The 14,992-nt window shown below is 70.3% G+C and carries 10 protein-coding genes; 1 reads left to right on the top strand and 9 read right to left on the bottom strand.

The genetic code is table 11. The annotated features are described in order from the left end of the window. Window positions 1–60 precede the first annotated feature (60 nt). From ABZ823_RS02905 to ABZ823_RS02890, 4 genes are all read right to left on the bottom strand, one after another. Window positions 61–2,391, bottom strand: coding sequence for an ABC transporter permease (locus ABZ823_RS02905; protein WP_361653001.1), 2,331 nt, complete (start codon window positions 2,389–2,391; stop codon window positions 61–63). Next, window positions 2,388–3,077: an ABC transporter ATP-binding protein gene (locus tag ABZ823_RS02900; RefSeq protein WP_361652999.1), complete on the bottom strand. Its 690-nt coding sequence runs from the start codon at window positions 3,075–3,077 to the stop codon at window positions 2,388–2,390. Before ABZ823_RS02900 ends, ABZ823_RS02905 begins: the two co-directional genes overlap by 4 nt. Then, window positions 3,074–3,598 carry a PadR family transcriptional regulator gene (locus ABZ823_RS02895; protein ID WP_361652997.1) on the bottom strand — a complete coding sequence of 175 codons (525 nt, stop codon included), beginning with the start codon at window positions 3,596–3,598 and terminating at the stop codon, window positions 3,074–3,076. Before ABZ823_RS02895 ends, ABZ823_RS02900 begins: the two co-directional genes overlap by 4 nt. 143 nt (window positions 3,599–3,741) lie before the next feature. After that, the gene (locus ABZ823_RS02890) at window positions 3,742–3,984 is read right to left on the bottom strand and encodes a hypothetical protein (RefSeq protein ID WP_361652995.1); all 243 of its coding nucleotides are present in this window, start codon (window positions 3,982–3,984) and stop codon (window positions 3,742–3,744) included. 343 nt (window positions 3,985–4,327) lie between these two features. On the opposite strand from ABZ823_RS02890, the gene ABZ823_RS02885 reads away from it, so the two are divergent. Continuing rightward, window positions 4,328–6,718, top strand: coding sequence for a transglycosylase domain-containing protein (locus tag ABZ823_RS02885; protein ID WP_361652993.1), 2,391 nt, complete (start codon window positions 4,328–4,330; stop codon window positions 6,716–6,718). A 102-nt stretch (window positions 6,719–6,820) separates the two neighbouring features. Here the strand turns inward: ABZ823_RS02885 and ABZ823_RS02880 are convergent, their stop codons facing one another. The 5 genes from ABZ823_RS02880 to ABZ823_RS02860 all read right to left on the bottom strand — a co-directional run bounded on the left by ABZ823_RS02880 (window position 6,821) and on the right by ABZ823_RS02860 (window position 14,902). Further along, window positions 6,821–8,284: a catalase gene (locus ABZ823_RS02880; protein ID WP_361652991.1), complete on the bottom strand. Its 1,464-nt coding sequence runs from the start codon at window positions 8,282–8,284 to the stop codon at window positions 6,821–6,823. 144 nt (window positions 8,285–8,428) lie between these two features. Beyond that, the gene (locus ABZ823_RS02875) at window positions 8,429–10,570 is read right to left on the bottom strand and encodes a SpoIIE family protein phosphatase (RefSeq protein ID WP_361652989.1); all 2,142 of its coding nucleotides are present in this window, start codon (window positions 10,568–10,570) and stop codon (window positions 8,429–8,431) included. 274 nt (window positions 10,571–10,844) lie between these two features. After that, window positions 10,845–11,537: a DUF402 domain-containing protein gene (locus ABZ823_RS02870; RefSeq protein ID WP_361652987.1), complete on the bottom strand. Its 693-nt coding sequence runs from the start codon at window positions 11,535–11,537 to the stop codon at window positions 10,845–10,847. An 84-nt stretch (window positions 11,538–11,621) separates the two neighbouring features. Then, window positions 11,622–13,007, bottom strand: coding sequence for a class II fumarate hydratase (locus tag ABZ823_RS02865; protein WP_361652985.1), 1,386 nt, complete (start codon window positions 13,005–13,007; stop codon window positions 11,622–11,624). A 227-nt stretch (window positions 13,008–13,234) separates the two neighbouring features. After that, the gene (locus ABZ823_RS02860) at window positions 13,235–14,902 is read right to left on the bottom strand and encodes a fumarate hydratase (protein ID WP_361652983.1); all 1,668 of its coding nucleotides are present in this window, start codon (window positions 14,900–14,902) and stop codon (window positions 13,235–13,237) included. Window positions 14,903–14,992 lie beyond the last annotated feature (90 nt).

Raw genomic sequence — 14,992 nt, 5'->3', positions numbered from 1 at the left:
GGTGAACGCGTGCGGGCCCCTCCCCCGGCAGGGGAAGGGGCCCGCGGGGCCGGCCGGCGGTCACTCGGTGCGCAGGCCGTCCGGCCGCATCAGCCGCAGCAGCGGCGGCAGGCTGAGCACCGTCACCAGCAGCGCCACTCCCGCCCCAATGCCGGTCATCGTCAGCACGCTCGCCCAGTCCACGGTCACCGACGCGGCGGACATCCTCAGCAGGATCGCGCCCAGCACCAGTCCGACCGCCGACGCCAGCAGCAGGCCCAGCGCGATGGGTATCGCCGTCTGCCACAGCACCGACAGACTCAGGGTGCGGCGCCGGGTGCCGAACGCGACCAGCGACGACAGCAGCTTCTTGCGCTCACGCAGCTGCTCCAGCTGGGAGACCAGCAGGCTCGCGCCGATCAGCGCCAGGACGCAGGTGGCGCCGACGAACAGCCCGGTGCGGATGGAGGTGAACCGGTGGGACTGCTCGGAGGCCGCCCACACCATGACGTCCGCCCGTACATCGACCCGCGCCGCCGTGTTGCGTGCGTACTCGCGCGCGTCCGGCACGGACTCGTCGAGCGACAGATAGATCTGCCCGCTGACCGACGCCGCTGCCCGCTCGGGCAGCGCGCCCGGCGTCATCAGGATGCCGCCACGCCTCACCCCGGTGGGGTCCTTGACCGACTGGGCCTGCTTCAGGCCGCCCGGCACGGTCCAGGCGACCTCGGCGTTGCGCTCGTCGCCGTAGGACGGGGCGAGGTACAGCGTCCGGCCCGGCTTGGCCAGCTTCGGAGTATAGGTGTCGTACTCCCCTCCCAGCACGGCGAACACATCACCGTCGCGGCACGAGGGCAGCATGGCCAGCTCGCGCAGGGCGGCACAGTCGCCGACGTTGAGCTCACTGGTCATGGAGGGGTCCTTGCGCCTTTCGCCGAGGCTGCCGTCGGACAGGGCCGTGACCTTCCGTACGCCCTTGGTGGCGGCGAAATCCCGGGCGGCCGCGCCGACCGGCACGCCGTCCGGCAGGCGCACCTGCAACTGGGCCCGTGACAGGTCGTTCCGTGACTGCCTGGTGTAGTCGCCCGCGACGCCGGAGAACAGCATCTGCAGGGCGATCGCGCCTGCCACCGCCACCGCGATCCCGTTGACCATGCGTGCCGCCGTGCCGCTGCTCAACTGAAGCCTGCGCACCGCCAGTTGCCAGGACACCCCGCCTGAGTTCAGCCGGGCGACGACGGCCTCGACGACCCACGGCAGCAGCGCGGTCACACCGACCAGCAGCAGCAGGACACCGCCGATGACCAGGTACTCGTTGAAGTCGCCGTTCGTGCGCCCCTTCCCCACCATCGGGTAGAGCATCGCCAGGCCGCCGAGCGGCAGCAGCAGCCGCCACCACAGCCGGCGCCGCGCGGGCTTCGCCGCGCGCACCACGCCGAGCGGCTCGATGACCACGCTCCGCAGCGCGAACAGGGTGACCATGACCGCGGCCGCCGGTACGGCGACCGCGACCAGCAGGGCCAGCGAGGGGGAGGGGTTCAGATAGCCGGGGAAGACGCTGACGCCGAAGACCTCGGCGGACCCGGCTGCCTGCCGGCCCACCAGGAAGAAGACCGTGCCGAAGAGCAGCCCGAGCAAAGACCCCGCGAGCGCCTCACCGGCGGCGATGCGCCGGGTCATCCCGCTGTCGGAGCCGATCAGGCGCAGCGCTGCGAGTCGCCGGTCCCGCCGCTCGCCGCCGAACCGCACGGCCGCCGCGATGAACACGCCGACGGGCATGAGCAGCACCACGAAGACCACGAGCATCAGCAGGAGGAGGACCGGGTCGGCCTTCTCCTTGGTGGGATGGAGATCACCGAACATGTCGATACGGGCCACGCCCGGTGGGGCGATCTTCGCGGCGAGGCCCTCGGCCCCCGCGTAGTAGGCGAGTTCGTGCGAGCCGATGAGCCCGCTCTCCCCGATGGTGCCGACGATCCGGTACGGCAGGCGGTCCCGCAGCAGCCGTCCCTCACCGGACGCGAGCAGGTCCTTCAGCGCGGGGGAGACCACCATCTGGCCCGGCTTCGGGAAGCTCTCCAGGCCGGGCGGCAGCGGCGCGCGAGCACCCTCGGGTTCCATCACCCGTCCGCGGACGTCCCTCTGGTGGTACGTGGTGTCGATGTCCGCGATCACCAGGGTGTTGTCGCCCTTGGGCATCGTCTCCTGGCTGTAGGTGTGGTCCGCGCGCGCCTTCTCCCGGTCCGCGCGCACCGCCACGGCGTCGGGGATGGCGGTGGTGAGCAGCAGCAGCGCCACCCCGAGGCCGACGCCGACGGCGGTGAGCAGCAGCCGGACCCACCCCTCGCGTCCGCCCGTGAACGCGAACCTCACCCCCATGGCCAGGTCCCTGGACCTCCCCCAGGCCTTCATACGATGCGCTCCATGTCCCGGGACTTCCCGTCCCGTACGACGATCTCGCGGTCGGAGTACGCGGCGACGCGTGCCTCGTGCGTGACCAGTACGACGGCCGCGTTGGTGGAGCGGGCCGCCTCGGTGAGCAGCTCCATCACGCGCTCGCCGTTGAGGGAGTCCAGCGCGCCCGTGGGCTCGTCCGCGAACAGCACGCGCGGGCTGGTGACCAGGGCACGGGCGACGGCGACGCGCTGCCCCTGACCGCCGGAGATCTCACCGGGCCGCTTCTTGGCGAGGTCGTCGACCTCCAGCCGTGCCATCCAGGACAGGGCGTTCCGCTCGGCCTCCTTGCGCGAGGTGCCGTTCAGCCGCAGCGGAAGGGCCACGTTCTCCACGCAGGTCAGCTCGGGCACCAGCTGTCCGAACTGGAAGACGAACCCGAACTCGGTGCGCCGCAGCAGGCTGCGCTCGGCGTCGCTCATGCTGGCCATCTCATGGCCGTTGTAGGTGATCGAGCCCGAGTCGGGCGGCACGATCCCGGCCAGGCAGTGCAGCAGGGTCGACTTGCCGGACCCGGAGGGGCCCATCACGGCGACGATCTCGCCCGGGTGGATGGAGAACTCGGCGCCGTCCAGGGCGACGGTCGGCCCGTACGCCTTGCGCAGGTCCTCGGCGGCGAGCAGCGAACCGGGGGGAGGAGTCACTTGGCCACCACCTGGGCGAGCTTGTCGAGGCGCGCCGCGGTCAGCTCCAGCCAGCGCAGATCGGCCTCGAGGTGGAACAGGGCGTGGTCGCAGATCAGCTGGTCGGCCAGATCGCCCTTGCGCTTGCGGTCGGTCAGGATCCGCATCATGCGCAGGTGCTCGGCGCGCTGGGTGTCGAGGATGTCGGCCGCGTCGCGGTGCGTCAGCAGGGCGAGGACGATCTTGGTGTAGAGGGTCGACTGGAGATACGGCTCGGGCTTCTCGGGGGTCGCGAGCCACCGCTGTACGTCCGTGATCCCGGCTTCGGTGATCGCGTACCGCTTGCGCTCGGGCCCGCCGCCCGCCTCGATCCCGTCGACTTCGACGAGTCCGTTCTTCAGCAGACGGGACATCGTCGAGTAGACCTGGCCGTAGTGCAGCGGCCGGTCATGACCGAACTTCTCGTCGAAGGCCCGCTTGAGGTCGTAACCGTGGCGGGGCCCGGACTCCAGGAGTCCTAGGAGCGTGTGACCGATGGACATGGGGAGCACTCTACACACGGCGTATACACCTGGCGTATACATCGCGCGTATAGATCTTGGTCCTGGGAGTGTACGGCCTGGTGGGGACCGTTTGTCACGGTTCTGCTACGCGGCCGGACGCCGTCCTGTCTCCGGCCGCCGCTCTACGTCTCGGGTCCGTCCGGCGTCGGCGGCCGGCCTCGCCGGGGGATCGGCTTGGCTCCGCCGGGCAGGCGCCCGGCCTCCGCGAGGGCGCGCCGCAGCAGGAACTCGATCTGCGCGTTGGCGGAGCGCAGTTCGTCCGAGGCCCAGCGGGCCAACGCCTCGTACACCGACGGATCCAGCCGCAGCAGCACCTGCTTGCGCTGCCGGCGCTGGGGGGCCGAGCCCCCGGAGGAAGCCGTCACCGGTGGAGGGACCCGGTGTTGAGCACGGGCTGCGGTGCCCGGTCGCCGCACAGCACCACCATCACGGGCGTGTCGGCGGTGGTGGAGGCGTCTTGTGTCGACATGGTCGGTCTCCCCCGTTTCCCTGCTTAGCTCGGACCTAGCCAGGTGCTAGCACATTATCCGCCCCTGGCAACCTTCCACGCCTCCTGCTCGTCGGTTCCGATGGGACAGGTGCGGATTGTCACGTCCGTAAAGAGGGGTATCGCCGCCCCTTTGTCCTACCCGGCGGTGTTAGCTTTCTGAGCTGACCAGAGCCAGGTGCCTGTGCGACAGCCGAGAAGGAAGCGGAGCGGATCGACTCATGGGACGAGCGGAAGAGAGACGAGCGCGGCAGCGCAGTGGCCGCCGCGCGGCGCCCAAGCGCTCGTCCGGTACGGCCGGGACCACGACTTTCGCCACCTCCGGGACCCCGGGGCCCACCGGCACCCCGCCGTCCGGCGGCCGAGCCGCCACGCGCAGGGGCGGGAAGGGCGGCAATGCCAAGACCGGGAGGAGCGGCATACGCAGGTTCTTCACCTGGAAGAGGGTCCTCGGCTCGCTCTTCGGCTTCGTGCTGCTGGTCATGGGCGCGTTCGTGCTGCTGTACGTCCTGACCCCCATCCCGGCGGGGAACGCCACCGCCAAGCTGCAGAGCAACGTCTACAAGTACGCCGACGGCACGATCCTCACCCGCACCGGCGAGATCAACCGGGAGAACGTCGACCTCGCCCAGGTGCCCAAGGCCGTCCAGCACACCTTCGTCGCCGCAGAGAACAAGACCTTCTACAACGACTCCGGCGTCGATCTGAAGGGCACGGCCCGCGGTCTGCTCAACACCCTCTCCGGCAAGGGCGCCCAGGGTGGTTCGACGATCACCCAGCAGTACGTCAAGAACTACTACCTGAACCAGAACCAGACCGTCACGCGCAAGCTGAAGGAACTGGTCATCTCGCTGAAGCTGGACCGCAAGAAGTCCAAGGACTACATCCTCGCGGGCTACATCAACACCAGCTACTACGGCCGCGGCGCCTACGGTATCCAGGCCGCCGCGCAGGCGTACTACCGCAAGGACGCCAAGGACCTCACGGTCGAGGAGGGCGCGTACCTCGCCTCCCTGCTCCAGGCGCCGAACCAGTACGACTGGGCCCTCGCCAGCGACACGGGTAAGAGGCTCGTGCAGAACCGCTGGAACTACGTCCTGAACAACATGGTGCAGATGCACTGGCTGGACCCGGGCCGGCGTCAGGCCATGAAGTTCCCGGTCCCGAAGGCGCCCAAGGGGGCGCCCGGCATGCAGGGGCAGACCGGCTACCTGGTGGACGCGGCCAACGCCGAGCTGGAGAGGCAGCTCGTCACCCAGGGCACCGCCTCCTCCCTCGGTGACGCGGAGGCGCTGGTGAAGGCCGGCGGCTGGACCATCACGGTCAACATCGACAAGAAGAAGCAGAGTCAGCTGGAGCAGGCGGTCAAACAGCAGCTGACCAGCAAACTGGACCCGAAGAAGCGTTCCGTCGACGGTGACGTCCAGCCCGGGGCCGTGTCGGTCGACCCGAAGACGGGCCGGGTGCTCGCCATGTACGGCGGCGTGGACTACTTCAAGCACTTCCGCAACAACGCGACCCGCCGCGACTACCAGCCCGCCTCCACCTTCAAGCCGCTGATTTTCGCGGCCGCGCTGGAGGAGCAGGCCAAGACGCAGGACGGCCGGGCGATCACCGCGAACACGATCTACGACGGCACGAGCGGCCGTCCCGTCAAGGGCAGCACGATCCCCTTCGCCCCGCCGAACGAGGACAAGCGGGACTACGGCAACATCACCGTCCAGACGGCGATGAACAAGTCCGTGAACTCGGTCTTCGCGCAGATGGGCGTCGACGTCGGGATGCCCGAGGTGCTGAAGGTCGCGAACTCGCTCGGGATGGACACCAAGGGCCTGCCGGCCGTGCCCGCCCAGACCCTCGGCAGCATGGGCGCGAGCCCGCTGGAGATGGCCGGTGTCTACGCCACCCTCGACAACCACGGCCGCAAGGTCACCCCGGCGATCATCAAGTCGGCCGAGCACAAGGACAGCGCGGTCCACCTCCCCGACCCGATCGGCAGCCAGGTTCTCAGCCGCACCGCCGCCGACACGGTCACCTCGGTGCTCACCGGCGTGGTCGACGACGGTACGGCCCAGACGTCGGTCCGGGCGAACCCGGCGCGCCGCGGACAGCAGGTCGCGGGCAAGACGGGCACGTCCGACAACAACAAGTCGGCCTGGTTCACCGGCTACACGCCCGACCTGGTCACCTCCGTCGGCCTGTTCGGCGAGAGCGCCAAGAACGGCGCCCAGGTCGGCCTGACGGGTGCCACGGGCCTCATCCCGGGCAGCGGCCGCATCAACGGCGGCGGGTACCCGGCGCAGATCTGGGCCGCGTACACCTTCGACGCGATGGGCGAGGTCAGCGCGTTCAACCTGGAGACCACGCAGGGCGCGGCGGTCCAGCCGAGCGTGACCCCGACCCCGACCCCGACCCCGACCCAGTCGCCCACCAGCACGCCGTCGTCGACGCCGACCACGCAGAAGCCGACGTCACAGCCGCCGACGACCTCGGCACCGCCGACCCCGACCCAGACGCCCACCCAGACGCCGACGACGAACGCGCCGAGCACTCCGGTCACCACGCCGCCGACGACTCCGCAGAACCCGTTCCATACAAACGGACAGCCCTAGCCAGGGGATTTCGTTCGGATCGGCCCGCGGCGTCCGGTGCAGGGGGTTTCCAGCGCGAGGGCGCCCGGTGGACCCCCACCGGGCGCCCTCGCGTCGTAGGCGTCAGGCGCCGTTGACGTTGTTGGCGATGCGGTCGCCGACCTCCTTGTCGATGTTGCGCCAGTACTGCAACGCGCGGTCCATGACCGGGCGGGAGACACCCTGGAGCAGGTGCCCGGTGACGTTGGAGACCAGCCGGTCGCGGGCCGCCTCGTCCAGGACCTGGCGGACCATCGTGTGCGCCTGGCCGAAGTCGTCGTCCTCGCGGTGCAGCCGGTACGCCTCCCGCACCATCTCGCCCGCCGTCTCCCAGCCGGCGGGGTCGCCGAACTGCTGCACGGCCGCGGCCGGACCGCCGTAGGAGTTCGGCGCGTACGGCCTCGCGGTGCGCGCGGGCTCGTAGCGCATCGGGCCGTCCTTGGCGTAGGAGCGCACCTCCACGCGCGGCCGGTTGGGCGGCAGCTGGGTGTAGTTCGGGCCGATGCGATAGCGGTGGGTGTCCGGGTACGAGAAGAGCCGGCCGAGCAGCATCTTGTCCGGGGACGGGCCGATGCCCGGCACCATGTTGGACGGCTCGAACGCGGCCTGCTCGATGTGGACGAAGTAGTCCTCGGGGTTCTTGTCCAGGGTCATGCGGCCGACCTCGATCAGCGGGTAGTCGCCGTGCGGCCACACCTTGGTCAGGTCGAACGGGTTGAACCGGTAGTCCGGCGCGTCGTCGAACGGCATCACCTGCACATACATCGTCCAGGACGGGTTCTCGCCGCGCTCGATCGCCTCATACAGGTCGCGGCGGTGCAGGTCGGCGTCCTTGCCCGCCAGCTCGTCGGCCTGCTCCTGGGTGAGGAAGTCGATGCCCTGGTCGGTCTTGATGTGGTACTTGACCCAGAACTTCTCGCCGCCGCCGTTGATCCACATGTAGGTGTGGGAGGAGTAGCCGTTCATGTGGCGATACGTCTTCGGGACGCCCCGGTCGCCCATCAGCCACGTCACCTGGTGCGCGGACTCGGGGGAGAGGGTCCAGAAGTCCCACTGCATGTCGTTGTTGCGCAACCCGGTCACCGGGTGGCGCTTCTGGGAGCGGATGAAGTCCTGGAACTTCATCGGGTCGCGGACGAAGAAGATCGGGGTGTTGTTCCCCACCAGGTCGTAGTTGCCGTGTTCGGTGTAGAACTTCAGCGCGAAGCCGCGGGGGTCGCGCCAGGTGTCCGGGGAGCCCAGCTCACCGGCGACGGTGGAGAAGCGCGCGAGCATCTCCGTGCGCTTGCCGGGCTGGAAGAGGACAGCCTTGGTGAACTGGCTGACATCGTTGGTGACTTCGAAAGTTCCGTACGCGCCACTGCCCTTGGCGTGCACCACCCGCTCGGGGACCCGCTCCCGGTTGAACTGGGCCATCTTCTCGATCAGATAGTGGTCCTGGAGCAGGATCGGGCCGTTCGAGCCCACGGTGAGCGAGTGCTCGTCGCTCTCGGCCGGGATGCCTGAATTGGTGGTGGTGTAGGGAACCGACTGGGGTACCTGGGTCACGAGCGTCCTCCCGTCGTGCAAGGGGTCGGTCAGGTCGCTTCGGTCACCCCAGCAGTCAACTCCGCTGACCGGATGTCGGCAACATTTGGACGGGGTCCACTTTCGGTTCGCTTCCGGGCGGCGGTCCGGCCCTGGCGGCCGGACCTACCCCCGATTCAGCTCGAACCAGACGACCTTCCCGGTGCTCAGCCGGGTGGCGCCCCAGCGCCGGGCCAGCCGATTCACCAGGTAGAGCCCGCGACCTCCCTCGTCCGTGGCCCGCGCCTGCCGCAGCCGCGGAAGCTGCGGCACGTCGTCACCGACCTCGCAGCGCAGCACATCGGTCCGCAGCAGACGCAGCGTCACCGGCCGTGACGCATAGCGCACGGCATTGGTCACGACCTCGCTGACCAGCAGCTCCACCGAGTCCGTCAGCTCCTCCATGCCCCAGCGGGCGAGCGCCCGCCGGGCCAGGCGCCGGGCCCGGCCCGGGGCCGCGTCCTCCGGCTCGAGGTACCAGTACGCGACATCGCTCGGCGCGATCCCGTCGAAGCGGGCGGCGAGCAGCGCGATGTCGTCGTCCCGGTCGCCGGGGCCGAGCATGTCCAGCACCTCGTCGCACAGCGCCTCCAGCGGCGGCGGATGGTCCGCGCCGGTGAGCCGGGCGGTCGCGGCGAGCTTCTCCCGCAACTGTTCTATACCGGTCCACACGTCCCGCAGCCGGGACTCCACCAGCCCGTCGGTGTACAGCAGCAGGGTCGCGCCCGCCGGGGCGTCCAGCTCCACCGCCTCGAAGTCCACCCCGCCCACGCCGATGGGGGCGCCCGCCGGCACCCGCAGCACCTCCGCCCGGCCGCCCAGATGCAGCAGCACCGGCGGCGGGTGCCCGGCGTTGGCGATGGTGATCCGGTGCGCGACCGGGTCGTACACCGCGTACAGGCAGGTCGCCATACGGTCGGTGCCCAGCCGCTGGGCCTGCTCGTCGAGGTGGTGCAGCACCTCCTGCGGCGGCAGGTCGAGCCCGGCGAGCGTCTGGGCCGTCGTCCGCAGCTGCCCCATGATCGCCGCGGACGTCATGGAGTGGCCCATGACGTCGCCCACGACGAGCGCCACCCGGCTGCCGGGCAGCGGAATGGCGTCGTACCAGTCGCCCCCGACCCGCGCGGTCTCGGCGGCCGGCAGATAGCGGGACGCGAGCCGCACACCCGTCGGGTTCGGCAGGGTCTCCGGCAGCATCGTGCGCTGGAGCTCGTCGGCGATGTACGCCTCGCGGCCGTACAGCACCGCCTTGTCGATGCCGAGCGCGCTGTGGGTGGCCAGTTGCGCGGCCACCAGCAGGTCGTCCGCCTCGAACGCCGGCCGCTCGGGGCGGCGCAGGAACAGGGCGGCGCCGATCACCCGGCGCCGCCCCCGCAGCGGCGCCAGGATCGCACGCTGACCCGGCGGGATCGTGAGGTCGTCGCCGAGCAGCTCCGGAAGCGCGGCGCGGGCGGCGGGCGCGTCCGCGAACACCGGCCGCACCCCGCGCAGCACCTCGGCGAGCGCACCGCCCGGCCGGACCTCGCACAGTTCGTTGCTCCGGTCCGCGAACCCGGAGCTCTCCACCACCGGCACCGGCAGGATCCCGTCCTCCAGGTCCCGCTCCTGCGGAATCCTGTCGGTGCGCCGCAGCCGCAGCACCAGGGGCCCCGTGGGCCGCTCGTCCCCCACGGGCAGCGGATCGCGCAGATAGACGAGGATCGCGTCCGAGAAAGTCGGAACGGTGGCCCGGCACAGGCCCATCACGATCTCGTCGAGGTCTATGCCGCGGGCGATCCGCCGGGTAGCGGCGCCCACGAACCGCAGCCGGTCCCCGTCGCGCCGCATCGGCATGGGGCCGTGCAGCGGCGTCTGACCCCCTTTGCGCCGGTCCTTGCCCCCGGGCAGGGCCGGGGCGCGGTCCTGCCCGGCACCCGGCTGGACGGGAATGCCGCCCTCGGGCACGGGACGCGGCCGGTGCGCGTCCGGCTCGTCGGCGGCCGGCTGGGAGTGCTCGGTGCCGTCCGCCGCGGGCAGCGGGCTCGGCGCACCGCCCTGGTTGCCCGACGCTCCGTGCTGGGCGTGGGCGCAGGACAGGGGCACCGACGGAGCGGCGGGCACGCCGCCCGCCCGCGTCTGTGCGGGTAACGCGGGGCCCGGCGGGGTGGCCGGTGCCGAAGGCAGCGGCTCCGGGGTACGCAGGAGCGCCCCGCGGGGGTCCGCGGGGCCGGCGCCCGGCTGGGGGCGCTCATGGGAGGTCGGGTGCTCCGTCACGCGTGTCGAATCCATCCGTCCGGGGCTGCGCGCCGTGCGTGCAGTTCGTCCCGCCGAGAAGCCGATACCCGGAATGCGTGCCCCAGGAACGGAATTCCCGCATGGTCACAGGCCGTCGCCGGTCCACCCGACGCCCGAGCCGTCCCTGTGTGGCCCTCGTACCCCTCGCTCACGTCCTGCCGCCCCTCGGTGACGTTCGGTCAAACCCAGCGCATACTGCGGGAGTTGCTGTGCTGTGCCCTTGCGGAGGACGATCCTACGGTTGTACCGCGGGGGCGCAACAAGGGTCTCATGAGGCCGTGTACACGGGCATGCGGTCCCAGTCCTCCGGCAGCGAGGGCACCGACCAGGACGGATCCGGGCGCCAGTGCTGCCAGCCGTCCGAGAAGGGCGCTCCCCACGCGCGGATCACCTCCACCGCCGACCGCCCCGCCGCCCGCACCCGTTCGGCCTGCCGCGCGTCCATCAGACCGTCCCGCTGCGCCTGCGCGAACTCGTCCTCGTCGCGCCAGCCCCAGCTGCGGTCGGGGTAGACGCAGATGTCGAGGAAGTGGTCCTCGGAGTCGACCCCGCCGGCCCAGCGCGCCAGCGGCTCCTCCAGATTCACGTACCAGTTCTTGAACCGCCAGCCCGGCTCCCAGAACAGCCACACCGACCAGGGTTCGCCCGGCCGTGCCAGCTTGAGCACGCCCGTACCGAACCAGCGGTCGCGCTGCACGGTCCGCGCTTTGGTGTAGCGGGACTCCAGCGGCTCGGCGTGCAGCGGTGTGCCGTCGGCGAGGACCGGCTTGACGCACCGGGTGCCGGGGGCCAGCCACACGGCGAGGAGTTCCTCGTCGTCCCTGACCACGGTGACGGGCCGCGCGATGTGGAAGCGCGGGCCGGCGTTCTCACGGTACCGCCAGAGGATCCGCTGCCCCGGTGCCCAGTACGTCGTCGACCCGCCCGCTTCCACTCGTCTCACCGCTCCACCGTCTGCCATGCACAGATATTAGGTGCCCCAGGCATACGACGCCGCTGCGGCCGTCACGGTTCGCACCACGGACCGATGAGCCGGCGCGAGACGTCAGGGGTGCGTCATCCGCAGGACATCGAGGGCCTCGTCAAGCTGCTCGAGCGTGAGGTCGCCGCGCTCGACATAGCCTGACTCCAGGACGACTTGACGGATCGTCTTGCGTTCGGCGAGCGCCTTCTTCGCGACCTTCGCGGCCTCCTCGTACCCGATGTACTTGTTGAGCGGGGTGACGACGGAGGGCGACGACTCGGCGTACTCGCGGGCGCGTTCCCGGTGGGCGACGACGCCGTCGACGGTCCTGTCGGCCAGCAGCCGCGAGACGCTTGCGAGCAGCCGGATGGACTCCAGCACATTCTTCGCCATGACCGGCATCATGACGTTCAGTTCGAAGTTGCCGGAGGCGCCCGCGGTGGCGATGGTCGCGTCGTTGCCGATGACCTGTGCGGCGACCATGAGGACCGCCTCGGGGATCACCGGGTTGACCTTGCCGGGCATGATCGAGGACCCCGGTTGCAGATCGGGCAGGGCGATCTCGGCCAGTCCGGTCCGCGGCCCGGAGGCCATCCAGCGCAGATCGTTGGCGATCTTGGTCAGTCCCACGGCGATGGTCCGCAGCTGCCCGCTGGTCTCGACGATCCCGTCGCGCGCGCCCTGGGCCTCGAAGTGGTTTCGGGCCTCGGTGAGCGGCAGCCCGGTGGCCCGGGCGACCTCGGCGATCACGGCGGCGGAGAAACCGGGCGGGGTGTTGATCCCGGTGCCCACCGCCGTGCCGCCGAGGGGGAGTTCGGCGAGGCGCGGCAGTGAGGCGTTCAGCCGTTCGATGCCGTATCGCACCTGCGCGGCATAGCCGCCGAACTCCTGGCCGAGGGTCACGGGCGTGGCGTCCATGAGATGGGTCCGCCCCGACTTCACGACATCGGCGAACTCTTCGGCCTTGCGTTCGAGGGCGGTCGCGAGGTGGTCCAGGGCGGGGACGAGGTCGCGGCTGACGGCGGCGGTGGCGGCGATGTGCAGGGAGGACGGGAAGACGTCGTTGGACGACTGGGACGCGTTCACGTGGTCGTTGGGATGGACGTCCCGGCCGAGCCGCTCGCTCGCGAGGGTGGCGATGACCTCGTTGGCGTTCATGTTCGACGAGGTCCCGGACCCGGTCTGGAAGACGTCGACCGGGAACTGGTCGTCCCACCGCCCGGCGGCGACCTCGGCGGCGGCCTCCTGGATGGCCTCGGCGAGGTCCTTGTCGAGCACGCCCAGCTCGGCGTTGACCTTGGCGGCGGCGGCCTTGATCCGTGCCAGCGCCTCGATGTGCGCGCGCTCGATCCGCTGCCCGGAGACGGGGAAGTTCTCCACCGCCCGCTGGGTCTGGGCACGCCACTTGGCGTCGACGGGGACCTTTACCTCACCCATGGAGTCGTGCTCGATGCGGTATTCGCTCATACCGGGTACAGCGCGGGAGGGGAGGCGGTTGTTCCGGGGCTGGGCCGGATGGGGGCCCTGAAGAGCCCGTTCGAACTTGTGGCGTTCGAGGACGAGACCGTCGTCAGGCCGGAAGGCGTCCGCAGAGGCGCCCCGGCGGGGTCGAAGGGGGGAGCCCCTGAGGACGGGAGGGGACGGGAAGGGCAGGGGCGGCGGGGGCGAAAACCGTCCCCGCCGCCCCGAAGGAACTACGCCAGCCCCGGGCCCCGCACCGGGATGCTGGTGAACGTCGGCTGGGGAGCGGGGTTTTTGAAGAAGTCGTTGCCCTTGTCGTCCACGACGATGAACGCCGGGAAGTCCTCGACCTCGATCTTCCAGACGGCCTCCATCCCGAGCTCCTCGTACTCGACGACCTCGACCTTCTTGATGCAGTCCTGGGCGAGGCGGGCGGCCGGGCCGCCGATCGAGCCGAGGTAGAAGCCGCCGTGGGACGCGCACGCGTCCGTGACCTGCTTGTTCCGGTTGCCCTTCGCGAGCATCACCTTGGAACCGCCCGCCGCCTGGAACTGCTCCACATAGGAGTCCATGCGGCCGGCCGTCGTCGGACCGAACGAGCCGGACGCGTAGCCCTCGGGAGTCTTGGCCGGGCCCGCGTAGTACACCGGGTGGTCCTTCAGGTACTGCGGCAGCTCCTCGCCGCGGTCCAGCCGCTCCTTGATCTTGGCGTGCGCGATGTCGCGCGCCACGACCAGCGGTCCGGACAGCGAAAGCCGGGTCTTCACCGGGTACTTGGTCAGCTCGGCGAGGATGTCGTCCATCGGCTGGTTGAGATCGATGCGTACGACGTCACCGTCCTGCTCCAGGTGCTCGTCCGTCGTCTCCGGCAGGAACCGCGCAGGGTCCGTCTCCAGCTGCTCCAGGAACACGCCCTCGGCCGTGATCTTCGCGACCGCCTGGCGGTCGGCCGAGCAGGAGACCGCGATGGCCACCGGGCAGGACGCGCCGTGGCGCGGGAGGCGCACCACGCGTACGTCGTGGCAGAAGTACTTGCCGCCGAACTGCGCGCCGATCCCGATCTTCTGCGTCAGCTCGAAGACCTTCTCCTCCAGTTCCTTGTCACGGAATCCGTGGCCGAGTTCGGAGCCCTCGGCCGGCAGCTCGTCCAGGTAGTGCGCGGAGGCGTACTTCGCGGTCTTCAGCGCGTACTCGGCGCTGGTGCCACCGACGACGATCGCCAGGTGGTACGGCGGGCAGGCGGCCGTGCCCAGCGAACGGATCTTCTCCTCGAGGAACCTCATCATGGAGGCCTCGTTCAGGACGGCCTTCGTCTCCTGGTAGAGGAAGGACTTGTTGGCGCTGCCGCCGCCCTTCGCCATGAACAGGAACTTGTAGGCGCCGCCGTCCGTCGCGTACAGCTCGATCTGGGCGGGGAGGTTGGAGCCGGTGTTCTTCTCCTCCCACATGGTGAGGGGGGCCATCTGCGAGTACCGGAGGTTGAGCTTGGTGTAGGCGTCGTAGATGCCGCGGGAGAGCGCCTTCTCGTCCTCGCCCTCGGTGAGGACGTTCTGTCCGCGCTTGCCCATCACGATCGCCGTGCCGGTGTCCTGGCACATGGGGAGCACGCCCGCCGCCGCGATGTTCGCGTTCTTCAGCAGGTCCAGCGCGACGAACTTGTCGTTCGCGGACGCCTCCGGGTCGTCGATGATGCGGCGCAGCTGCGCGAGGTGCGCGGGCCGCAGATAGTGCTGGATGTCGTGGATCGCCTCTTCGGCGAGCTTGCGCAGCGCCTCCGGCTCGACCTTGAGGAACGTACGCCCGCCGGCCTCGAAGGTGGAGACACCCTCGGAGGTCACCAGCCGGTAGGGGGTGGTGTCCTCCCCCTGGGGGAGCAGATCGGTGTACGCGAACTCAGGCATCGCAGCCCATTCCTCACTCGACAGATGGTGCCCGCCTCCGTTGGCGGGCGCTCACCAGCGTAGAACCTGCCGTCGGGGCCGAACCTGTGA

Source organism: Streptomyces sp. NPDC047079, from assembly GCF_040643755.1.
In the GTDB taxonomy this organism is placed as follows: Bacteria; Actinomycetota; Actinomycetes; order Streptomycetales; family Streptomycetaceae; genus Streptomyces.
Note: the sequence above shows the minus strand (reverse complement) of the source record. Positions and strands in the feature narration are given on the sequence as shown.